The sequence below is a fragment of the Rhodanobacter sp. DHG33 genome (genome assembly GCF_014843005.1).
In the GTDB taxonomy this organism is placed as follows: Bacteria; Pseudomonadota; Gammaproteobacteria; order Xanthomonadales; family Rhodanobacteraceae; genus Rhodanobacter_A.
The window spans coordinates 195423-218238 of sequence record NZ_JACYXM010000004.1 but is presented as its reverse complement, the minus strand read 5'-3'; the positions used below and the strand labels follow the sequence as shown (position 1 = coordinate 218238).

Sequence of the window (22816 nt, the reverse complement as noted above, 5' to 3'; positions counted from 1 at the left end):
TTCCTTTCCGGATCCCGCGACCATCGCGCCGTCCTGGCCCCCTGGCCCGGGACGAACCGACCTTGGCTCGAATGATCCGGAGAAGGAACCACATGAAAGTCTTCGCACTGCCCATCCTGCTTGCCTGGGGCCTCGTCGCCACCGGTGCCCATGCCAGCACGGCCCCGTCCAAGGAGGCTGCGTTGCCCGGCATCGCGGCGACGCTGATCGCCAGCCATGCCGCGGCCGCGAAGCCGGCCGAACTGATCGTGCTCTACCGGCTGCAGCTCGCCGCCGGGCGCTATGTCGATGCCGAGGCGACCCTCGATCGACTGGCCGCCGCCTACCGGTCCAGCGAGCCCAGGCTGGTTCCCTCGGTCGTGCCCTGGCAGACCTATGCGCGTGCGAAAGCCTACGAGGCGAACGGGAGCGAGGCCTCTGCCGCCTTGCGCCGCGCGTTTTCCGAACTCTACGGCTCCCTCCCGGACGACCAGGCCGTGGACATCGGCCCCTGGTACGAAGTCGACCTGGACGCCGTGCGCGCCAATGTGGCGGAGCAGGAAAAGGCCTGCACCGGGATGCAGCTGGCGGATTGCCCTTCCGCCGCGAAGCTGATTGCGGCTCGCCAGGGATTGGCCGCCTGGACCTATCTGGTGCCCGCCTTGAAGCCGCTGCTCGAGGCCGATACGCAGCGCCGGTTCCTGGTCGACGACCAGATCCTGATCCCGACGCCGGATGGCGCGAAGATCGCCGCGATCCTCGTGCGTCCGCGCTCCGCCCAATCGACCAAGCTGACCGCTCTGCTGAATTTTACGATCTACGCCAATGATGACTGGAGCATGGACGATGCCAAGAAAATGGCCGCGCATGGCTATGCCGGCGTGGTCGCCTATACGCGAGGCAAGGGTCGCAGTCCCGGTGCCGTGGTGCCTTACGTCCATGATGGCGAAGACGCGTCGACGGTGATCGCATGGCTGGCACGCCAACCTTGGAGCGACGGTCGCGTCGGCATGTTCAGCGGCAGCTACAACGGCTTCACCCAATGGGCCGCCGCCAAACACCATCCGCCGGCGCTGAAGGCGATCGCCACCCACGCCACCAATGCCCCGGGTATCGATACGCCGATGCAGGGCAACGTGTTCCAGAGCTTCATCTACTACTGGCCGTTCTACACCACGGACACCAAGGGCCTCGACGACAAGGCCTTCGACGATCGCGCCCATTGGGCCGGGCTCGAGCGCCAGTGGTACGTCAGCGGCAAGCCCTATCGCGACCTGGACAAGATCGACGGCAGGCCAAACCCGATCTTCGATACCTGGCTGAAGCATCCGTCCTACGACGCCTACTGGCAGCGCCTGATTCCCTATGGCCGCGAGTTCGCCGACATCGACATTCCAGTCTTCGTCGAAACCGGTTATTACGACGGCGGCATGGTGGGCGCGCTGTACTACTTCCAGCAGCATCTCAAATATCGCCCGTCGGCCGACGACCGGATGCTGATCGGCCCTTACCATCACATCGCCATGCAGACCGGCGTGTTGCCCGAGATCGATGGCTACGTCGTCGACAAGGCAGCGCTGCTCGATCTTCAGGACGTGCGGCTGAAGTGGTTCGAGCACGTGTTCCGCGGCGCACCGCTGCCCGACCTGCTCAGCGACCGGGTCAACTTCGAAGTGATGGGAGCGAACACCTGGCGGCACGTGTCCACGCTTGCCGACATGGCTGCGAGCTACCGGCGCTTCTATCTCACCGGCCGTCGCGAAGCCGATCGGTTGTTGTTCGACGGCGCTTCGGACAAGCAGTCCCTTCCGCCCGAGCTCGTGGTGAATTTTGCCGACCGCAGCGATGCGGATTTCAGTCCACCAGCAGGCATGCCCGACACGCGCAACGCCTTGGTGTTCGAGACACAGAAGCTGACCAAAGCGCTGGAGATCGACGGCCTGTTTCAAGGACGATTCGAGATCGTCACCAACAAGCGCGACTTCGATCTGGCGGTCAACTTCTACGTGTTGACGCCTGACGGAAAATATCTCGACCTGGCCTCCTACCTCGGCCGAGCGAGCTACATGCAGGACCGCACCCGGCGGCATTTGCTACAGCCTGGCCAGCCGAACACCCTCGCATTCCAGAGCCAGGTGGTGACCGCGCGCCTGCTCCCGGCGGGAAGCCGCATCGTGGCCGTGGTTGGCGTGCCCAAGACTCCCCAGACTCAGATCAATTACGGCACGGGCCGCGACGTGAGCACCGAATCGATGGCCGACGCGGGCGACCCCTTGCGGATCCGCTGGCTGGCCGGCAGCTATCTCGAACTTGGTATGCGCGGAAGTTTTGAATTCGTGCGTGGCCGCTAACTTCATTTCTTAGCTGCCGCGGCTTTGCCGCAAGAACGGATGACAAGAGCTGCAGTCGGTTTCCGGTTGCGTCCACGGCAAGCATTCGATGTGTTGGCTTGCCGTGGACGCTGGAGCGCTGCCTGGGTCAGAGTTCTTTCGTTCAAGCTGAGCCGTTTCTTCGGTTGCGGGTGGCGTGCTGATCTGGGGGCCAATCCAGCATCTGAAGAAGATTGGACGTGAGGCGGCGGTTTACCGAGGAACGGGTTGCGGGCGTCGAATCGAACGCATTGCGCGATCGATCGTCGACAGGCGTATCAATCGGCCTTACCTGTTTCGAATTGCGCCGCCAATTGGCGCAGCCACTTTTCTGTCCAAGTCATTTCTCCGGATTCCAGCTCTGCAATCAATCCGTCTAGCCATTTGATCTCGGCCTTTAGCAATACTTGCTTGTACTCGTCATCCAGCAAGACCAACCGCGGCAAACCTCTCTTGAGGCATTCTTTGAAGTCGGACACGGACTCATCCAACTGCTGCTTGAGAGTCTGGCGTCGCCGTTGCAGTTGCACGGCCACCGCCTCGGGCGATAACGCCATCACCGTGGCCAGCGCGGCGGGGAATTCGTTGTATTCACGCCGCGGCTCGCCCAGCATGCCTTCCAGCCAGGCATAGAACGTCTTCTTGCCCAGCGGCGTAATCTCATAAACCACGCGTTCGGGGCGTCCTTCGTTCTGCTGCGTTTCGCGCACGCGTATGAGTTCTGCAGCCTGCAGCTGGGCAATCGCTTGATAGACGCTGTTGCGTTGCGCCACGTTGACGATCTTGTCCTTGCCGCGCTGCTTGATGAGCTCATGCATGCGGTAGGCATGCGAGGGGGTCTCCAGAACGAAGCCGAGAACCACCATCGCCAAAGGCGATCGTTGTCGTGGGCGAGTCTTCACGTGCGCATCCTGATGCCGGACCTAGGGTCATCTTGCATCCATAGTCATTCTATGTCTATATATAGTCATATTATGACTTATGAGAAGGGTGGACACATGGCAGCCGTAAAACATGCACTGGTAATCGGCGGCGGCATTGCCGGGCCGGCCGTAGCACTCGCACTCGGAAAAGCCGGTATTCGTTCGACGATCTACGAGTCGTATCCCGCAGCGGCGGACGGCGTAGGAGCCGGCATGATGCTGGCGCCCAATGGTCTCGAAGCGCTGAAGATCATCGGTATCGATACCGAGCTGCACGCGGTCAGCCGGCCGATTTCGCACATGGACATCGCAGACAGCCGCGGAAAAGTTCTATGCCGCTTCAGCGGCCTGGCAGGCATGCAACCTGGCAGGGTGGTGTGGCGTTCCGATCTCTACAAAGTACTCAGGAACGCGGTCGAGGCTGCCGCCATACCGATTGTCTACGGAAAGCGATTGGTTAGCGCTAGCGAGACGGCCGATGGCGTGTGCGTGCAATTCGCCGACGGCAGCCACGCCAGCGGCGATATCCTGATTGGAGCGGATGGCATCCGCTCCGCCGTGCGCGAATTGATCGATCCGAACGCCCCGGCACCCCAATACACGGGTCACCTGGGGTTTGGCGGTGGTGCGCCGTGCGGAACGGTGGAAGTGTCATCCGACACGATGACCTTTGTATTCGGCAAGCACGCTTTTCTAGGCTATTGGCTGGATCCAGACCTGGGCATCTGCTGGTTCACCGCCCTTCCGCACGATACGCCACTGACTTCGGCAGAGGTCCGCAAGGTACCTGCCTCCCAATGGCTGGATCGTCTGCGCGATCTTTGCCGGGACGACCATCCCGCCCAAACCCTGCTGCGACAGGCCGATGCGGACCAACTCATCGCCACGGGCGCAAGCGAGATGATGCCGCCCGTTCCTCGCTGGCACAGCGAAAGAATGGTGTTGGTCGGCGACGCCGTGCACGCGCCGTCATCCAGCTCCGGGCAGGGCGCTTCACTCGCGATAGAAAGCGCTATTCAGCTCGCGCGTTGCCTGCGTGACTTTCCGGAGCCTTGCCAGGCTTTCGCGTGTTACGAACAGCTACGCCGAGAGCGTGTCGAAGGAGTGGCTGCCAACGCCGCCCGATCCAACAGCAAGAAAGCCTCTGGGCCTTTGGCGAAAGCGGTGTCGCACATCCTGATGCCGATTGCACTGAAGACGTTTTTCAAGCCGGACAAGATGTTCGGCGGGCAACATGGTTACCGGATCGATTGGGCGGCATCGGCGCTTGAGAAGCCGCGCTAGGGCGGATTGATCAGGATAGGATCAGCTTGTGTACTTAGTACTCATTAGTGTACGGTGTACGCATGACCAAGGACCGCATACTCTCAGCCGCGAAAGCCGTGCTCGAATCCGCTGGTTTCGAGGGGCTGACCATCCGCAAGGTCGCCCAGCGGGCGGGCCTTTCGCCGATGGCGCTCTACCGCCATTTCAAGAACAAGGACGAACTGCTCAACGCCCTCATGCAGGACGGCATCTCCGCGTGGGAGGCGATCGTTGGCGGCATCCGAGCCCGGGACCCGGTGAAGTGGCTGGAGGCGCTTTCGGAGGCCTATCTCGATTTCGCTCTCGCGCAGCCACACAAGTTCGACGCGGCGTTCTTCCTGCCTGCTCCTGCGGCGCGCCGGTTCCCCGATGATTTCGCTGCAGGCCGCTCGCCGGCGATTGCGCTGGCGATGGCGCGCATCGATCAGGCGAAGGCCGATGGCCAGTTCCGCGACGAGCCCACGCTCGGGATCGCGGTGGCGCTCGCGGCCTACGGACAAGGATTCGTGTCGATGCACCGCGCCAAGCGTTTCGGCAGCGACAAACAATTCAAGGCGCTGTACCGCGCGGCGCAACACCAGTTTCTCGATTCCCTCAAACCGTCCGGGAAAAGCAAATGATCACCCTGCTGGCCGCCGTGCTGAGCGGCATCATGTTTTATCTATCCCAGGGATACGACCACGTCTGGGCCCTGATCTGGCTGGCGCCCGTGCCACTGTTGTGGCTCGCCTATGGCAATACGCGCACGTGGCAGGTGATGGGAGCCTGCGTCATCGCACTCCTCGGCGGCGCCGGCTATATCTTGCAATCCCCTTATCTCCACCTCATACCGCCGCTCGTCTTCGCGTCGGTGCTGGCGGTCGATATCGGACTGTTTTGCGTCGCGGTAGGGTTTGCGCGCTTCGTGCAGCGCCGGGCATCGCCGCTGCTCACGCTGTTTGCGTTTCCGGCGTGCTGGACGGCTTTCGAATTCCTGATTGAACTGCACTCCCCAAACGGCACCTATGGATCGCTCGCCTATAGCACGATGTCGGCGCCCATCCTGATTCAGGGCGCATCGCTCCTGGGCATGTATGCCGTCACGTTCCTGATCTGCCTCTTCGCCAATACCGTCGCCATGGCGCTGCGGTTCAAACGGAACACGGCTGCAGTCGGCCTCGGGCTGGCGATCTGTGCGGCCAATCTGGTGTTCGGCATCGTGCAGTTCGCGCACCCGCAGCCCGACGTGCTGCGGGTGGCCGGCATCGTCGATGAGACGGCCGTAGCGGATTCCTGGCGGGCGAAGACCGTGCCTGCCGCTCTCGCGGTGACCGAAACCTATGCGCGCGAGATCCGTGCAGCCGCCCAGGAAGGCGCCAGATTCGTGGTGACGCCGGAAGGCGGCATGGCATCGATCCCAGCCGGACAGAGCGCAATCGTCGCGCCGCTCGTTGCCGCCGCCAGGGATACGGGTGTGCAGATCATTGCCGGCTTTCACGCCGTGGCGCCGGCCACCGACTTCGCGCTGGCGATCACGCCCGATGGCAGGACTCGGCGCTACGACAAACGCCACCCGGTGCCGGGCCTCGAGGACAACCTCACACGGGGCCGTGTCTCGGGCTGGCTGGGCGATGGCCGTGCCGAGGAGATCTGCAAGGACATGGATTTCCCCGACACCATTCGTTCCGATGCCGCCAAGGGCGCCCGCCTAATGGGCGTGCCCGCGGGCGACATGGGCATCGATGGCTGGCAGCACGGCATCATGTCCGTGATGCGCGGCGTCGAAGGCGGATTTTCGATTGTGCGGGCTGCCAATGACGGCCTGGTATTCGCCAGCGACGCGCAAGGGCGTCTGATCGCGCTCAAGCAGGATGCGCCTACGGGCCTGACCATGATCGTCGCCGACCTGCCGCTAGGGCCCGGGCCAACGCTCTATACGCGGATCGGCAACGTCTTCCCGTGGCTCTGCGGGATCTTCGCTCTCGCGCTTGGTGCAGTGCTGCTGGCTAGGCGGCGGCTGCGAAGCGTCGCTCCTTAATCCTTGTTTGGTCGCTGCAGCTTGTAGGGGGCGTTTTCGTCGTCGACGACGGGGTGCGATTCCCAGTGCTGCAGATCCGTACCTTCAGTTTTGGGACGGGCAAGGGGCGAGCTAGAAGCTGGCCGCGCGTATGCCACTTCAACTGCGATCCCGTCGGCGCTTGCCCTTGCTTTGCCCTTTGAAGTCAGCAATCAGCTGCGCGAGTTCGTCATCTTCAGCGTAGAAGTAGGCCACCGGTAGCTTGAGGATCGCTGCAAGGCGTTGCATGGTCTGCAGATCTGGCTGGTGCACACCCTTTTCATAGCGGTTGACCCGCGTACTGGCGACGAATTCATCCAAGCCAGCCTCAATGCCCAGGGTGCGTTGCGAGATGTCACGGGCTTCGCGCGCCTCACGCAGCCGACGGCTATAGATGGGAAGCGATCCCTTGTCAGCCACGATTGCATGTGTCCCGAACTTCCATGCGTGGAAGCTTCCAGGTACACACATGGACGCGATACTACGTTAAACGTAGTTATGGGCGAATCGATGCAGCTCGGCTGAATCTGGGGCGAATTCGGGCAGCGGCGTGCTGCCAGCAATAGATAGAAAGCGAGAAAAGAGTGCTGGACGTCGTGCTTATCGGTTTGTACTCGAGGCAGAGGTAACGACCGAGTACGCCACGGTCACCGCTTTGTCCGGACGCGCCCCTTCCGCTTCCTCTTGTTCTTGATCTCAATCTGTCTTTGAACCGGTTTGTCGGAACGAGCTGAGTCCGCGATCAGCCGCGCCGCTTCGTTGTCCTCGGTATAGAAGTAGGTCAATGGCAATTCCAGGGTCCGTGCGAATCGCTTCTGCAACCCCGGTTTCGCTTGATGGACGCCGGTCTCGTAGCGACTGATGAGGGAACCCGCCCCGGACTCATCAAGCCCTACCGCTATCCCCAGGTCCGTCTGAGAGAAGCCGTAACTCTTCCGCGCCTCGCGTAGGCGGCGCCCGTAGATGGTGTTCGGTCGCTTCTCAGTCATGCGTGCATATCTGATTCCGATATGCAGAAGCTTCCGGATGGCTGCTTGACATCGATACTACGTAAAACGTAGTGTTAACATTGCTACGTTTATCGTAGTTGTGGGGGCTTTTTACTGGTGATTGGCGCAGGCGTATTCACGCCGAAGCTGGCTAAGGGGGAGACAACGGGCGGCTGCCAGGAAGTGCAGTCCGGATCGTTGGTCAAGCAGCTGCAGGCAAGGCGCCAACCAGGGGGACAACAAAGGACGCAGCATGAAGACAAGTACGTTACGTAAGGCCCTTCCCATCGCCTTGCTCGCTGCTGCCACCGGCGCAAGCGAGTGCTCCGTGGCTCAGGACGCCAAGCTGGACACGAGCACAAAGAGCAGGGCACCGGTGGCCAGTGCCGCGGCCAAGGGGAAGCCCAAGAATGCAGCCGACACATCGCCCGCGCCCGCGCCGGCGGTGACGAACCTGCAGAGCATGACCGTTACCGGCACGCGCATCCGCGGTGGAACCACGCCATCGCCGATCATCACTATCGGCAGCGAGCAGATCCAGCAGGAAGGTTTCACCGATCTCGGCGAGGTGGTCCGCAGCGTGCCGCAGAATTTCTCCGGCGGACAAAACCCCGGCGTGGCCGTCGGGGCGACCGCGGGCGCCGGTGGCATCGCCAACCAGAACGTTACCGGCGGCTCCTCCCTGAATCTGCGCGGCTTGGGTCCGGACGCGACCCTGACGCTGCTCAATGGTCGGCGGCTGGCCTACGGTGGCATTGCGCAGGCGGTCGATATCAGTGCGATACCTGTCGAGGCGGTAGACCGCGTCGAAATCGTTCCCGATGGCGCCTCGGCCATCTACGGCTCCGATGCCGTGGGCGGCGTAGGCAATGTGATCCTGAAGCGCGACTACGAAGGGGTGACGGTCGGCGCGCGCTATGGCGGTGCGACGGATGGGGGATTGGCGACGCACGAGTACAACGTTACCGCGGGTGGCCGATGGTCCACGGGCGGATTGATCGCGACCTACAAGGATGTTTCCACCGACCCCATCTACGCCCGCCAGCGCAGCTACACGGATTACATGTTCGATCCCACCACGCTCTATCCAGGGAGCGACCTGCAGAGTGCTCTGGTTAGCGTTCACCAGTCGATCGGGGATGCCGTGGAGCTGCAGATGGATGCATTGCAGACCCAGCGTCGGCAGTACATCTACCCATGGAACACGGGCCTTCAGCCTTATTACTACCGTGTCGCGCCGGACACCACGACCACCCTGATCTCGCCCGAATTGGAGATTTTTCTGGCAGATGACTGGACGCTTTCGATAGCCGGGAGCTGGGGCAGGGATAGACATATCCAGAACCAGTCGCAGGTGGATATGGCGACGGGCGCGCAGGCGACGCTGATCCGCGACTGCTATTGCAACGATGCCTATTCCTACGAGGTCAGTGCCGAAGGTCCATTGTTCACTATGGCCGGTGGCGATGCGCGGCTTGCAGTGGGCGCCGGCAGCAGGAGCAATACGTTCGATCAACGCAACTACCTCACTGGTACCAGGGAGGTTCACGGCGAGGAACGCAACCGGTTTGCGTATGCCGAGCTCAACCTTCCTCTCATCGGATCGGACGCGGGTGTCGCGGGTGTCCGTCGCCTGGATCTGACCGCCGCGGTGCGGGGTGAAAACTACGACAGCTTCGGCAGTGTCACGACGCCCAAGGTGGGGCTGATCTATGGCCCCAGCAGCGACGTCACCCTGAAGGCGTCCTGGGGCAAGTCGTTCAAGGCACCGACTTTGTTTCAGCTGTATCAGGCACAGACTGCCGAACTGGATCCGGCAAGCTTCTATGGCGGATCGGCTTATGGCCCCAAGGCGACAGTGCTTTCCGTCTGGGGAGGCAACCCGGACCTGGGTGCGGAGCACGCCACCACCTGGACCGTGTCGTCGGCGTTCCACCCCGAAGCGCTGCCGGCGCTCGAGGCGGAACTCACCTGGTTCGACATCGACTACACGAACCGCGTGGTGCAGCCGATCACCGATTATGCCCAGGCGCTGGTCAATCCAAACGACGCTCCCTTCATCGACTATGCGCCGACCGGGCAGAAGCTGGCGGCGGTGCTGGCATCCGCCAATGCCTTCTACAACTATGCGGGCAAACCCTATAACCCCAGCGATGTCGCGGCGATCCTGTATGCACAGTACGTCAATGTCGCCCGCCAGCACGCCAGGGGCCTTGATCTATCGTCGTCGTATCGATTCGATTTCGGGGCGGGGCATCTGGCGCTGCGCGGGTCGGCTACCTGGCTGGACAGCACGCAGCAGAACACACCTGCGCAAGATGGCTATGCGGTGGCCGGCACTCTATTCAATCCGGCCAAGGTGAAAGGCCGTTTCGGTGCGATATGGACGCAAGGGGGATTCACCGCATCCACCTTTGCCGATTACACGGCGGGAGTTACGGATCATGTGAACGGCCGGAAGACCGCATCGTTCACCACCATCGATGCCACCTTGCGCTATGCCACTGGAAAGGATGCTGGCGCTTTCTCCGGACTCGAGTTCGCGCTGTCCGCGCAGAACCTTCTGGATCGCAATCCGCCCGGTTACTTGCCGGCTACGCGCGATCAACCGCCCTATGACTCCACCAACTATTCGGCGATCGGCCGGTTCGTGAGTCTTTCGGTGTCGAAACACTGGTGATGCCGCCGCCAGATACATGGAGGCGGTCGAGTGGCATGCCGGCACACGCCCGGTAGGCGACGTGGACCGGGAGGATAGGGCGTGTGCTTGTGCCGAAGCGCAGGTCCATCGGCATCGGAGCAAATGCGGGATGAGGCCTTCTGCTGCCCATGGCGGCAGTGCATAACGACTGAAGAGGTGGCCGTGTACAGGAACAGGGCAAACACTGCAGGATTCGTGCGTGCTGCAGGATGGGCCGTGGCATGGGGCCTGATGGGGCAGGTGCCGTGCGCAGCATCGGCGGCGGCGCCGGACACGGCATCGGTCTCCATCCGGCAACTGGTGGAAGTGGTCGACTTTGACGGCGTGTCGGTTTCCCCGGATGGGCGGCTGGTGGCGTTCCGCACCGAGCAGGCGTCGGTCGAACGCAATACCTACGACACGTTCTGGTATGTGCAGCCGATCGATGGCTCGTCGTTGCCGAGGCGCCTTGGCGAAGGTGGTGCGCCGTTGCGGGACAGCGGCGGGGGCTCGGTGCCCGAGGTCGCGGCGTGGTCGCCGGACGGGCGCTGGATCTTCTATCGCACCGTGCTGGACGGCCGGGTGGAGGTGTGGCGCGCGGCGGTGGATGGATCGCGTACCGAGCCGGTGGTGCGCGATCCCGCCAATGTCCGCCGATTTTCAGTGGGCGCCGACGGCACGATGTTGGAATACAGCGTCGGCGCGACGCGCGAGGCCGTGGTCGATGCGGAGCAGGCCGAGTACGACCATGGGGTGCACATTGACCGCACGGTGCCGCTGGGAGACGACCTGTTTCGCTCGGGATATCACGAGGGGCGCCTGGCGACACAGCGCCTGGTCGACAACGAGCTGGAGCGCTTCCCGCTGCTCTCCCAGGCACCGGATCACTGGAAAGCGGTCGATGTGGCGACGGGAGCAGGCAAGGATCTTCCGTTGGACGAGGTGCCTGCGAAGCCGCTTGCGACAGCCGATCTTCCATCGGAGCTCGGGGTGGTCTCGCAGCTTTCAGTAGACCGCGGCAGCGGGCGCGTCGCCCTGCTCATTCGGCCGGACCGGCCGGATGACCGAGCCGGGCGGTCGGCGGTCGAGCTGGCCATGCTGCCAGGGCCGCGGGCTGGGCACCCCGTGAAGTGCGCGGCGGAGCCATGCGTGAACAAGGTGGTCACCGACATCGGGTGGCGACCGGGCAGCGACGAGATCGTTTTCACCGTGACTGCACCGGATAACGGTCAGTCGATTTTTCTATGGAACGTCGTCAATGGTGCCGTGCGCCCCGTGATCCAATCGCGCGGACAGATAGGTGGAGGCGGACGCTGGGAGCCGGGCCCGTGTGGCGTATCGCCCGATGCGTTGGTATGTGTGGCTGCGGATGCTGACCGTCCGCCGCGACTGGAGCGCATCGACCTTTCATCGGGGAGCCGTAGCGTCTTGTTCGATCCGAATGCCGCCTTGGCGCAAGACATGGCGCACTCCGTTTCCGTAAGTGAGATCCACTGGACCGACGTGCGGGGAGAGAGTTTCACGGGCGAGTTCTATCCTGCGGCAACCCAAGGCCACACGCCGCCCGCGCTTTTCATTGCCTATTACCGGTGCTCGGGCTTTCTGCGTGGAGGCATGGGAGACGAATGGCCGCTCGCCATGTTGGCCCTGAACGGCATTTCGGCGCTATGCATCAACGCGGCCCCCACCCAGGACGATGCCATTGCGCGCTACGAGCAGGGGCAGGCCGCCGTCGAGAGTGCGGTTGACCATTTGGCTTCGCATGGCGACATCGATCCGGCGCGCGTAGGGATGGGCGGGCTGAGTTTCGGCGCGGAAGTTGCCATGTGGGCCGCCATGCATTCCCGCGTTCCGCGTGCGGTATCGGTGAGCACGCCGGTGATTTCGCCATCGCTGCGCCTGTTGCTTGGCTTGTGGGGCGACGTCTACTTCTCGCGGCTGAAGCGATTCTGGCAATTGGGGTCTTTCGAAGAGACGCCGGAGCGCTGGAAGCGGATCTCGCCTTACTACCATGTCGAGCAGGTGAAGGTGCCTGTGCTGATGCAGATGTCGGAGCAGGAATACCGTTTGGCGCTCGACTATGCGGTGCCTTTGATCCGCGAACATCGTGCCGATGTCTACGTGTTTCCGAACGAGTCGCACCAGAAGTTTCAGCCGCGCCACAAGCTGGCCGTCTACGAACGCAACCTGGACTGGTTCCGGTTCTGGTTGTTGGGCGAGGAAGACAGGAACCCAGCCAAGGCCGGTCAGTACGCCCAGTGGCGTCGCATGAGGCAGGGCATGGTTAGTGGGCAGTCGAAGTAGGCGTGTGCTCTGCCGATGGCGACTGTTGGCGAATCCAGTTTTCGAGCGCGCACAGCTGGAATATCCGCATGAAGGAGCCTGCATTTCGCGGCACCTCGCCTCCGGCGAGCTGGCGTAGTGCGTCAGCGTCCAGGAGGCCGTGCGACTGCAACTCGCCGTCGAGAAGGAAGGCGAGCATCGCGTCAGCCTTTCGGCGATACAGGGCGCCCAGATAGGCGGTGAATGTGCCCTTGCTCTTTCGCGCCACTATGGCGGGCGGAAGAACATCCGCGAACGCTTGTCTGGCGACGGCGCGGTTGTGGCCGCCGGCGAACCACATCCAGCTGGGCACGCGCAGACAGGCTTCGATGACTGGTTGTGACAGCAACGGCATCCTGACGGGCCGGGTCAGGCTGCGGGGGCAGCTGTCGCGAAAGAACTGCGTTGCGCTGAGCTCAAAGATGCGTTGGCGGTCGCCAGGGAGGGCCGCTGCAGGTGGCGACAACCACGGATGAAGTTGTGCCTCGGGTAGAGAGAGGCGCGGAGAAAGCCATGAGCGGTCGACGCCGTACGATGCCCGCTCCGGCTGGAGCAGCTTGCGCAAGGTGAGCCGGCTGGCCTTCCAGTAGGTGCATTGGTGAAACATGGACAAGTCGTGGATCGCCCGTATCCCAGTCAAGAATCCGCCTTCGCGAAAGGCGTCGGCAGCGGGCGCGGCGCTGGTGAGATAGCCGAATATCGTGTCGCCGCCGGCGCCGGAGAAATAGCTTTTTGCACCACATCGCTCGGCGGTCGCCTGCATGATCCTGTCGACCGCGTACTGCAGGGGCCCGATGGCGGGAGTGATCAGCGCTTGCGCAACGGGAAACTCGAACAGTGCGTCGTCATAGCCAAGCTCCACCGCCTGAAGTTCGGTGCCGAGCATGGTGGCGATCAGTGCCCCATACTCTCGCTCGTCCGCACCTGGGACGGGCGTCGTCAACGTGCAGCACGCCACCCTGGCCTGTGACTGCGCAAGGGCGGCGCCCACGATGGAGGAATCCAGCCCTCCGGATAGCTCAAGCAACACGGACTCGTCGTGTTCTGCCCAGGCGCGGATGACCGATACGACGGCATGCTTGATCGTCGCGGCGGCCTCATGTGCATCGGAGTAGCGTTGGTCGATGCCGACGAAGTTCCAGGGATTCCATGCCTGGTCGACGTGAACAGTCGCGTGGCGAAACCGCAACGTGCAGCCTGGCAAGAGCTCGCTGACCCCCGTCATACCGGTGTGGCAGGTCTTCAGGTCTGGATAGATCAGGCGATGGGTGATGTAGTCGAAGTCGATACGTCTGCGATAGAGGCCGAGTCGTGCCGCGATGGAGATATCGGACGTTATGAAGCCGGTACCGCGGGTCAGCGAATAGAAGCATGGCAGGGCGCAGGTATGGGACGGGCTGCGCGTCACGCTGAACGTAGACGGGCCTTCCGCCCCCGGCAGAACAAGAATGTAGTCGCCCCAGAAATTCGCGAGGATATGGTGTTGTACGGTCGTGTTGGATGACATCCCAGCCAACGGGCCGACGTCACGGATGCGTTCGCCGCGATGAGAGTACAGATCTCCTGCGATGACGCCACCGCCAGGCAGCAATAATGTGGGTGTACCGCATGATGTGAAGACGTGAGTTGCTCCGAATGTCGCCCGGAGGTGCATGCCTCCGTTCTGCAACGCGGCGGTCAGATCGGCAGTGGGCCGGTCATCGGGCTGGTCAACACCGTCGACCAACAGAAAATAGTCATGGCTCATCAGATCACCCGGATGATGTTATAGGCCCGGGTGTTTCCGATCGTATCGTTCAGGACGATGCTGTCCGACTGGGCCCAGCAGTGCGCAGAAAATGGGTCGCCGGTGACGCCGAAGACGATGTTGGCCAGGAGGTTCCGTCTCGCGAGAAAGGTGGCGATCGACAGAGAGTCGAGAAGGCAGCACGTCTGTATGGGCACGAATTTGCGTGCCTTGAGGAAGACGAGGGCCTCGTTCAGGAGGTACGTTTCATTCCCGGCTTCCTGCGATGCCTTCCGGCGTCGAAACTCGGTGACGTCTTCCAGTATCGCTTTCAGCTTGCGTGTTTTTAGCTGGATCTGTGTCCAGAAGACCGTCGCGGCGGTCTCTGCCATGTCGCTGATGCCGCACGTTGCAGAAGTGGAAATCGACTCCAGTGCACTCCGGGAGGCGGCAGTGACCGCATCGGGGGCGATGCTCGGGTGCGGCGGTGCGTCCGTGAGGATGCGGCTTTCGATCAGCGGTGTGAAGCCGCCGGGAGCATCGTCGGCACCATCGACATAATCGAGGAACATCCGCTCCAGCGTGTCTGAGAGACGAAAGTATCGATCGTTCAGCGTATCCAGAAATATGGGTCGCCCGTCGATACGGCAGAAGGAAAGCCCGTCGTTCAATCGGTAATTTGGCATCTTTGCATCTCTCCAAAGTAACGAGGCGCACCTTGCGGTGCGCCTCGTGGTTCGGTTACTCGGAGATGCCGAGTTCGTTCTGACGGCCGATCGTTTCATTGAGGGGTACGCCGCTTCCCTTCGTCTCGACACTGGCGACGCCGAGCTCGACGATGTCTTCCGACGCATTGGTGCGGCTGTTCTCGTTCGTGTTCATTTCGCTCTCCTGCAGTGACGTCATGGCAGTCCCATGACGCGCGGAGCGTAGGAGGCGGAATTTTTGATTTTCCAATGATTATTGCGCTGTCATCCGGTGATTATTCCGGGAGCGTGATGGCCGTCCCGCTGTGTAGGGCTTGCCTGCTCCGACGCTCTGAAACTGGCGCGCTAATGCAAGTAGTCGCTGCGGTCATAGAGCAGCGCCACGATGCTCGGAACGAGCTGCTTCCGATGCTTGTGGTAGTCGCGCAGGGCGGACTTCAAGGCCGGCATGTCACGCGCCTGCCAATGCCGGTTCAGTTCCGAAAGCTCCTCGAAGCTGTGTTCGAGCAACCCTTGCTTGGCTTGGCGTATCGGTGCCAGCCGATCATTCGCCTGTTTCACGGCCTGATACAAGGGGTGGTGCGCCGTCGCGCGGGCGATCGCGTCGAAGAGTTGCCACGTCGCCTTGGCCATGTCGTCGTCACGGGAAGCAATCGTCAACGGCTCCGCCTTCTGAGTTGCCAGCGCTGCGCCCATGTCGCAGGCCATCAGCAACAGGCGTTCCATCCAGTCGTAGAGGTTGCGCATGGCGACTTCGGTAAGCAGCGGAACATGCAGTCCGCCGCGGGCATGATCCACGAGCAGGGATTCGCCGACCAGGCGATACAGGGCAAACCGAACGGGCGTGGGGCTGATGTGAAACTCGGCAGCGAGCGTGGCTGGATCGATCCGCTGCCCGGGTGCGTAGCGTCCGGATCGCAGGGCGCGCCGGACTTGTCCGTATACGAATGCACTTTTGGAGTGGATTGCATCCATAGCTGGACTCCATGTCTGCGGATGGTTGCCTCCTCGGCCGGATGGTACACGGACTGATTGCGTGCAAAAGTCGGATGCTCGGCGGTTTTGTACTCTCTCTCGTCGCGGCTGGAGTAGGTTTTTACCTACAGAAAGAAGGTCGTTGTTCCATGCAAGCGAGCGCTGCCGAGAGGCCTGCGCTATGGATGCAGGCGTGAGAACCAAGGCATCCCGCGATACGAGTCCGCCACCACCCACGCCGCCGCCGTCAGCACCCAGGTCGCATACGTCTCGCCCCAGTTGAAGGCGCTGATATGGCCGGCGGCAACCATGGGCAGCCAGATCAGCAGCAGGAACAGGCCCATCATCAAGGCCGAGAGCGTGGCGGCGAGACGTGCAAGCACGTTGAAGATGATCGCCACGCCGGCGGCGAGGTAGGCGCCACCAGTCAGGTAGGCCCAGAACACCGGTGCATGCAGCCAGTGGGGAATCAGCGGGGCGGTGAGGTTGAGATAGACGAAGTGCGAGAAGCCGAAGCCGATCAACGCCAGGCCGTAGAGCACGCGCGCCAGGCGCAGGCCCCGGTCGCCGACGGCGAAACCGAGCAGGCGGCGATCCGCATCGGTGGCAAACCACGCGTGCAGTACCCATGCGCCCGCCACGATCACCGCCATTTCGCTGCAGTATTGATACGAACCTTCGGTGAGCGGCGCCTTGGCGATCAGCGGCAACTTGAAAGCCAGCAGCCATGCCAGCGTGTAGAAAAACAGCACGCGCGCAGCCAGCGGAGTCGAGCGTGGCCAGAACAGGCCGAGGCCGCACGCCAGCGAAACCACGGCACAGAGATAGGCAAGGAACGTTGCAGCCGGCACGTGATCGAACACCGGTTGCCATATCACGGTGAAGCCGCCCTCGATCACGCCCAGAATGCCGAGGGCGATCAGGGTCGCCGCAAACACTGCATGCCCTACGCTGGCGATACGCATCGCTTGATCCTCCCGATGATGTCGTGGTGTCACCCAGGTACTAGTGCGCCAACTCTTCTTCCACCGCACTGAAGGTCGATTTGCCGCCGGTGCGCTGGTCCGGCATGCCCGTGGCGAACCACACTACGCCCGTACCGCTCTTGCGATCCATCCATAGCCCGGCCTGCAATCCGTAGGCGGAGCCGGAATGCCCCACGCGCGCCACGCCGTCGCCGAACGGATCGTCGTGACAGCCTTGCACCGGCGTGGCCAGCGTCTGCACGGCGAGGCCGTAGCGGCAGAAGAAGCCTTGGTCGACGTCGCCGCCATCTTCTTCGTAGGTGAGGCCATTGCCGGCATGGTATTGCCACTCCGGCGTGCTCATCGCCTGGATGGAGCTGGGCTTGAGCAGCCGCTTGCCGTCGATGCTGCCGTTGCCGAGCAGCAGTTCGCCGATACGCGCCAGGCCCCTGGCGGAAATGCGCAGGCCGCCTTGCGGCGAGAACAGCGCGCCGTTGGTGCCGGCACGCCAGCGCGACAGGTCGCAGCTGCCGTCGCTGGCCGGCGTCACCGGGCAGGCGGGTTTGCGGCCGTGGTTGTCGTCCTTCACCGCTTTGCCATCGGCGTCGTACAGCACCACAGCATGGGCGGCGGTGGCGTCGCTGCACAGTGCCCAGTTGAAGCAGGCGTCGATGCCCAGCGGGCGCAGTACCAGGCGCGCCATGAGTTGGTCGAAGCGCTCGCCGGTGGCGCGCTCCATGATCTGCGCCACCAGCGGGAAGTTGAGATTGGTGTAGTGGAAGTAGCTGCCCGGCGCGTGTTTCGTGTCCCAGGCGCGCGGATCCTTGAGGATGTCGCGCAGCTCGCCGCCCAGCGGCGTCTGCCAGTAGCCGGCGTCGTCGGTGAGGCTGGAGCGGTGCGACAGCAGCATGCGCAGGGTGATCGGCACCTGCGGAAACGCCGGGTTGCGCAGCCGCCAGCCGAGCAAGCCGGAGGCATCCGCATCGAGGTTCAGCTTGCCCGCTTCCACCAGGCGCATCACGCCCAGCGTGGTGACCATCTTGGAGATCGAGGCGATGCGCACCGGATCGTCCGCGCTGACTTCGCGGCCCGTGGCCTTGTCGGCATAGCCATGCACGCGGATGGCGGTGATGCCGTCGCGGTTGAAGGCGACGCGTACCGTGGCAACGGGGCCGCCGGCCCACGCGTCGGAGCTCAGCAACAGCAACAGGCAGACGATCCAGCGCACGGCCATGATCCACTTCCCCCGCGGCGACAAACGCCGGAGGGGATTAAGGCATACAGGAGCGGCGATGGGAACCCGAGGTTTGGCCATCTACTCCGCGATGACCCATGCAACGTTCAGTGCGCGCCGCCCGCGGAACTAGTGGAAGCCGGCGTGCTCGCCGGTGCGCTGGCGGCCGCCGGGGCGCTGGCAGGCGTCGTGTTCTTGTGCGACTTCTTGTGCTTCGATCCCGCCTTCGCCGCTTTGGTTTTTTGCTTGCTGGCCTTCGCCGCCTGCTTTTGCGCCTTGCTGGCCTGCTTGGCAGCCTTCCGCTTGGCTTTTTCGGCTTGCTTGTTGGCTTTCGCGGTCTGCTTGGCTGCCTTCCTGGCCGCTTTGTCAGCGGCCTTGTCGGCCTTGGAAGGAGTGGCATTCGATGCCGTTGTCGCTGCCGGTGCCGCGACAGGAGCGGGAGCGGATTGAGTCGGCTGGGTCTGGGCCAGCACCGGGCCGGAAAGAGCCACGCTTGCGGCAAGCAGGGAAGCGATTGCAAGGTTGCGAATCATGGGTATCGGTCTCGAGGTTTGAGTTGCCGCAGAGCTGGCTTGATAGGGAGGCAGGGGCAGCGTGCCCCATCCACAGTGCATGGGTGTCGGCATACTGCAACTGAACCGCTAACCAAAGGAAGCGCAAGGTTTTGCAGCAGGCGCGAAAGAGGGTCGCAGGTAATTGGATTCTTCTGTGAGCCAGGCCCGCATTAGTATCCCGGTAGCGCATGAGTCCAACGGAAGCGTTCCTACGCAGAGGCATCGGCATGACCGACACAGCAAGCTTTTTTGCGTCCCTTGTCGCGATTGTGCTGGTGGCCCTGGTCGGGCTTTCCGGTCGCCGCGAAGCTGCGTGGGTGAGCCGGTTCGTGTGCACGTTCGCCGTGTCCTGCGTTGCCGTCGCGGCGGTGGGCGTACTCGCTCTTGTCGGGCTGACTTTCCGTCTGCCGCCATCGGCAGCGTTCTATCGTGCGGTCATCGGTGGTGGCGCGGTCATCGGACAGCTTGTTGCGGGCGTGGCGGTTGCTGTGGCGCTGGCTGCGTGGCAGTTCAGCGATCGCCGGATGGCCATGACTTTCGCCGATTCACCGTGCCTGATGGCCGGGTTGGCGTGGTACGTGGCGCTTGCCTTTGCCGGCTTCGAGATCGGCAAGGCAGCGCATGATGCGGAGATGCGCCAGTTCTTCCTCGGCTCGGGTTACCCGGTGGCCTTCATGTATGCGGTGATGGCGGTGGAGATTGTCGGCGCGCTGGGATTGCTGGCCGCGCGCCTGCGCATCGCGGCCGCCGTGCTGCTGGGCCTGGTCATGCTCGGCGCCATCGCCACGCATGCGCGCAATGGCGATCCCTTTTCGGACTCGCTGGATGCCACGCGCATGCTTCTGCTGGCCGCGAGCATCGTCGCGCTCGGTGCGTATCAGCATGGCCGGCGTACCGTGGCTGCCTGAAGATTGCTACAGGTGCCGCGTCTCGGCAGGCCTCTCGCCCCAGTTGTCGTTGAGGCCGTCGTAGTACGCCACCGGCGCGCGCATCAGTTCGTCGATATCGAGGCCATCGAGGCACATGACGTTGATGTTGTAGTACTTGCTGCCGCTCATGTTCGGCATGTCGACCCATTCGAACGCCCGGACGCCACAGTGTTTGCAGAACGTGTGGTGCGCGACCGAGTTTCCGCGTCCGCGGTAATCAGTGAGATCGCTCTCGCCTGCCAGCAGGCGGAAGGCCTCCGGAAGGACATTGACCGACCACAGGCGCATCTTGGTGCAGATCGTGCAGTTGCACTTGCCGGTGCCGGCGCCGATATCGAGATCCGCCTCGAAGCGGACGGCGCCGCAGTGGCAGCTTCCGGTGTACGTCTTGAGCATGGAGTCCTCCCGATCTTCTTTTCGACATTGCACAACGGCCCGAACGGCCGTGGCATCACCTTTCGCATGATCCACTTCGCGTCAGGAGCGGCCGGCCGATGAGGTGGTCCAGCCGAAAAGGCAGTCTAGAGCGCTAGAACGGGTACGCAGAGTGCAATCTGCAACCTGGACCGCTGTCGCCTGTGGTGACCACGCGCCGGCTTAGTGAAGTGGTCGAGCCCTCAGTTTCCAGATACGGCGCGGCATGGCTGCTGTGCAGGACGTGTCGCCGAACGTGATTCCAACCTCCTCGACACAGCCTGCTCGTAGTTCCGGCAGATTGAGCCAGGCCATTTCTCTGGGTTACTTCTCTTGACTCCGGGCATCCTGCCCTCCGCCCTTCGGGCCAGCTTCGCTGTTTGCCACCGCTCCTGCGGTGGCGTGGGCCAGCAAAGAGAAGTAACTCGGGCGCCGGCAGGCGACCGAAACCGCTTTGAAACTTGCGACAAAGCCACAACCCACTTCAGTAAGTCGAAGCGAACTTCTCAAAGGAGGCGCGATTAAAGACGCCGCGCAGACTGGAAGATCGCCCCCCATCAAGGCACGATGACGCCTGACGCGCAGCCGAGTGCCCCCATGATCATCTCCTCCGCCCAGGACTACCGCGCGGCCGCGCAGCGCCGGTTGCCGCCCTTCCTGTTCCACTACATCGACGGCGGCGCCTACGACGAGCAGACCTTGCGCCGCAACGTAGATGACCTGCGTGGCCTCGCCTTGCGTCAGCGCGTATTGAAGGAAGTCGGCAACGTCGATCTTTCCACCGAGTTGTTCGGCGAAAAACTGAGCCTGCCCGTGGCGCTGGCGCCGGTGGGGCTCACCGGCATGTACGCGCGGCGCGGCGAAGTGCAGGCCGCGCGCGCCGCTGCGGCGAAGGGCGTGCCGTTCACCCTGTCCACGGTGTCGGTGTGCCCCATCGAGGAAGTGCAGGCGCAGGTGGCGCGCCCGATCTGGTTCCAGTTGTACGTGCTGCGCGACCGTGCCTTCATGCGCAACGCGCTGGATCGTGCCTGGGCCGCCGGCGTGCGCACCCTGGTGTTCACCGTGGACATGCCGGTGCCGGGCGCGCGCTACCGCGATGCGCATTCGGGCATGTCGGGGCCGCACGCCCCGACGCGCCGCATCTGGCAGGCGATGTGCCATCCGCGCTGGTCGTGGGACGTGGGCCTGCTGGGCCGGCCGCACGACCTCGGCAACGTGTCCGCCTACCTAGGCCATCGCATCGGGCTGGAGGATTACATCGGCTGGCTGGGCAATAACTTCGACCCGTCCATCGGCTGGCGCGACCTGGAATGGATACGCGAATCCTGGAAGGGTGCAATGCTCATCAAGGGCATCCTCGATCCGCAGGATGCCAAGGAGGCGGTGCGCTTCGGCGCCGACGGCATCGTGGTGTCGAACCACGGCGGTCGCCAGCTGGACGGCGTGCTGTCATCCGCGCGCGCCCTGCCGGCGATCGCCGATGCGGTGAAGGGCGAGCTGAAGATCCTCGCCGACTCCGGCGTGCGCAACGGCCTCGACGTGGTGCGCATGCTGGCACTGGGGGCCGATGGCGTGCTGCTGGGCCGCGCCTTCGTCTACGCGCTGGCCGCGAAGGGCGAGCAGGGCGTCGCTCATCTGCTGGATCTGATCGCCAGCGAGATGCGCGTGGCGATGACGCTGACCGGCGCGAAGTCGATCGCCGAAATCACCCGCGACAGCGTGGCCGCCGCGTAAAAGCCACGCACCGGCCCGCTCGTGGCCCGCATCTGCCCGCTGACGCGCTTCCCGGGCTGGTGTGATCCGTGCTCCGGTAACGAAGGAGCGCGATCATGATTGAACGTGGGAGAAAACCCGTGTGCGCCGCGGCACGCGAAAGCCGCACCATGAACGGCCCATGGGCATGGCGGGCGCGGGCAGCGGCTATCATGGTGAAACCATGAACCTGCTCGCCATCGAAACCGCCACCGAAGCCTGCTCCGTCGCCCTGGTCCACGGCGACGAAGTGATCGCCCGCAGCGAACTCGCGCCACGCCGCCACGCCGAGCGCGTGCTGCCGATGGCCGACGAACTGCTGGCCGAGGCCGGCCTCGCCCGCCATGCGCTCGACGCCATCGCGGTGGGCCGCGGTCCCGGTGCGTTCACCGGCGTGCGCCTCGCCGTGTCGCTGGCGCAGGGTATGGCGCTGGCGCTGGATCGCCCCGTGGTCACCGTGTCATCGCTCGCTGCGCTGGCACTGGAGGCGCCCGACGACGGCGATGACGACACCGCCATCCTCGCGGTCATCGATGCCCGCATGGGCGAGATCTATGCCGCCAGCTACCGCCGCGACGGCGCAGGCGGCCTGCTGTCGCTGGATCAGGAACGTGTCTGCACCGCCGACACATTGCTCCTGCCCGAAAGCCGCCACTGGCAAATAGTCGGCAGCGGCTGGGCCACCTACGAAACCGTGCTGCGCGAGCGGCTGGGCGCGGCGCCGCGCTTTGCGGACGGCGCGCGCTACCCGCAGGCCGTGCACGTCGCCGAGCTGGCCGCTCGCGAATTTCGGGCCGGCCGCGCGCAGTCGCCGGAGCAAGCGTTGCCGGTCTACCTGCGCGACAAGGTGGCGCTGACGCTGGTGGAGCAGGGCAAGGCCTGAAGCGGCCCGCTGCCTCGGACGGACACAAAAAAACGCCCAGCCGGGCGTTTTTTCGTGGGATGGCTCCCGTGAATC

Annotated in this window: 20 protein-coding genes; 9 read left to right on the top strand and 11 right to left on the bottom strand. The window is 63.4% G+C overall.

Annotated elements, in window-relative coordinates; translation table 11 throughout:
* Window positions 1-92: 92 nt before the first annotated feature.
* A complete protein-coding gene (locus IHE46_RS08835; RefSeq protein WP_192164265.1) occupies window positions 93-2330 on the top strand; it encodes a CocE/NonD family hydrolase in 2238 nt (745 codons plus the stop codon).
* A gap of 296 nt (window positions 2331-2626) precedes the next feature.
* On the opposite strand, the gene IHE46_RS08830 is transcribed toward IHE46_RS08835, so the two are convergent.
* Complete coding sequence (locus tag IHE46_RS08830) at window positions 2627-3250, bottom strand: PadR family transcriptional regulator (protein WP_343230011.1); 624 nt, start codon at window positions 3248-3250, stop codon at window positions 2627-2629.
* A 96-nt stretch (window positions 3251-3346) separates the two neighbouring features.
* Between IHE46_RS08830 and IHE46_RS08825 the strand changes: the two genes are divergently transcribed.
* The 3 genes from IHE46_RS08825 to IHE46_RS08815 all read left to right on the top strand — a co-directional run bounded on the left by IHE46_RS08825 (window position 3347) and on the right by IHE46_RS08815 (window position 6593).
* Window positions 3347-4555, top strand: a complete 1209-nt coding sequence (locus IHE46_RS08825; protein WP_192164264.1) for an FAD-dependent monooxygenase — start codon at window positions 3347-3349, stop codon at window positions 4553-4555.
* Window positions 4556-4617: 62 nt separating this feature from the next.
* On the top strand, window positions 4618-5196 hold the full coding sequence (locus tag IHE46_RS08820; protein WP_192164263.1) for a TetR/AcrR family transcriptional regulator: 579 nt from the start codon (window positions 4618-4620) through the stop codon (window positions 5194-5196).
* The gene (locus IHE46_RS08815) at window positions 5193-6593 is read left to right on the top strand and encodes a nitrilase-related carbon-nitrogen hydrolase (RefSeq protein ID WP_192164262.1); all 1401 of its coding nucleotides are present in this window, start codon (window positions 5193-5195) and stop codon (window positions 6591-6593) included. Before IHE46_RS08820 ends, IHE46_RS08815 begins: the two co-directional genes overlap by 4 nt.
* Before the next feature lie 138 nt (window positions 6594-6731).
* Here the strand turns inward: IHE46_RS08815 and IHE46_RS08810 are convergent, their stop codons facing one another.
* Window positions 6732-7031: a helix-turn-helix transcriptional regulator gene (locus IHE46_RS08810; protein ID WP_192164261.1), complete on the bottom strand. Its 300-nt coding sequence runs from the start codon at window positions 7029-7031 to the stop codon at window positions 6732-6734.
* A gap of 227 nt (window positions 7032-7258) precedes the next feature.
* Window positions 7259-7600: a helix-turn-helix transcriptional regulator gene (locus IHE46_RS08805; RefSeq protein WP_192164260.1), complete on the bottom strand. Its 342-nt coding sequence runs from the start codon at window positions 7598-7600 to the stop codon at window positions 7259-7261.
* 253 nt (window positions 7601-7853) lie between these two features.
* Here IHE46_RS08805 and IHE46_RS08800 point away from each other — a divergent pair, with 253 nt between their 5' ends.
* Window positions 7854-10280, top strand: coding sequence for a TonB-dependent receptor (locus IHE46_RS08800; RefSeq protein WP_192164259.1), 2427 nt, complete (start codon window positions 7854-7856; stop codon window positions 10278-10280).
* Between the two features lie 237 nt (window positions 10281-10517).
* Window positions 10518-12584, top strand: coding sequence for an Atxe2 family lasso peptide isopeptidase (locus tag IHE46_RS08795; RefSeq protein ID WP_192164258.1), 2067 nt, complete (start codon window positions 10518-10520; stop codon window positions 12582-12584).
* Here the strand turns inward: IHE46_RS08795 and IHE46_RS08790 are convergent.
* The 7 genes from IHE46_RS08790 to IHE46_RS08760 all read right to left on the bottom strand — a co-directional run bounded on the left by IHE46_RS08790 (window position 12565) and on the right by IHE46_RS08760 (window position 18742).
* Window positions 12565-14349 carry an asparagine synthase C-terminal domain-containing protein gene (locus IHE46_RS08790; RefSeq protein WP_192164257.1) on the bottom strand — a complete coding sequence of 595 codons (1785 nt, stop codon included), beginning with the start codon at window positions 14347-14349 and terminating at the stop codon, window positions 12565-12567. The two genes, IHE46_RS08795 and IHE46_RS08790, sit on opposite strands and share 20 nt — an antisense overlap.
* Entirely contained in the window at window positions 14349-15014 is a 666-nt protein-coding gene (locus tag IHE46_RS08785; protein ID WP_192164256.1) for a lasso peptide biosynthesis B2 protein, read from the bottom strand. The genes IHE46_RS08790 and IHE46_RS08785 overlap by 1 nt, the downstream gene beginning before the upstream one ends.
* A gap of 55 nt (window positions 15015-15069) precedes the next feature.
* On the bottom strand, window positions 15070-15210 hold the full coding sequence (locus tag IHE46_RS08780; protein WP_192164255.1) for a benenodin family lasso peptide: 141 nt from the start codon (window positions 15208-15210) through the stop codon (window positions 15070-15072).
* Window positions 15211-15380: 170 nt separating this feature from the next.
* Entirely contained in the window at window positions 15381-16010 is a 630-nt protein-coding gene (locus tag IHE46_RS08775) for a GntR family transcriptional regulator (protein WP_192164254.1), read from the bottom strand.
* A 179-nt stretch (window positions 16011-16189) separates the two neighbouring features.
* Window positions 16190-16975: a DoxX family protein gene (locus IHE46_RS08770; RefSeq protein WP_192164253.1), complete on the bottom strand. Its 786-nt coding sequence runs from the start codon at window positions 16973-16975 to the stop codon at window positions 16190-16192.
* 40 nt (window positions 16976-17015) lie between these two features.
* Window positions 17016-18209, bottom strand: coding sequence for a serine hydrolase (locus IHE46_RS08765; RefSeq protein WP_192164252.1), 1194 nt, complete (start codon window positions 18207-18209; stop codon window positions 17016-17018).
* 107 nt (window positions 18210-18316) lie between these two features.
* On the bottom strand, window positions 18317-18742 hold the full coding sequence (locus IHE46_RS08760; protein WP_192164251.1) for an acid-shock protein: 426 nt from the start codon (window positions 18740-18742) through the stop codon (window positions 18317-18319).
* A gap of 248 nt (window positions 18743-18990) precedes the next feature.
* On the opposite strand from IHE46_RS08760, the gene IHE46_RS16990 reads away from it, so the two are divergent.
* On the top strand, window positions 18991-19671 hold the full coding sequence (locus tag IHE46_RS16990; RefSeq protein WP_225562921.1) for a DoxX family protein: 681 nt from the start codon (window positions 18991-18993) through the stop codon (window positions 19669-19671).
* 6 nt (window positions 19672-19677) lie between these two features.
* Here the strand turns inward: IHE46_RS16990 and IHE46_RS08750 are convergent, their stop codons facing one another.
* Window positions 19678-20088 carry a GFA family protein gene (locus IHE46_RS08750; RefSeq protein WP_192164250.1) on the bottom strand — a complete coding sequence of 137 codons (411 nt, stop codon included), beginning with the start codon at window positions 20086-20088 and terminating at the stop codon, window positions 19678-19680.
* Between the two features lie 615 nt (window positions 20089-20703).
* On the opposite strand from IHE46_RS08750, the gene lldD reads away from it, so the two are divergent.
* A complete protein-coding gene (lldD, locus tag IHE46_RS08745) occupies window positions 20704-21840 on the top strand; it encodes an FMN-dependent L-lactate dehydrogenase LldD (protein ID WP_192164249.1) in 1137 nt (378 codons plus the stop codon).
* A 202-nt stretch (window positions 21841-22042) separates the two neighbouring features.
* Window positions 22043-22741, top strand: coding sequence for a tRNA (adenosine(37)-N6)-threonylcarbamoyltransferase complex dimerization subunit type 1 TsaB (tsaB, locus tag IHE46_RS08740; protein ID WP_192164248.1), 699 nt, complete (start codon window positions 22043-22045; stop codon window positions 22739-22741).
* The last annotated feature ends 75 nt before the right edge of the window (window positions 22742-22816 follow it).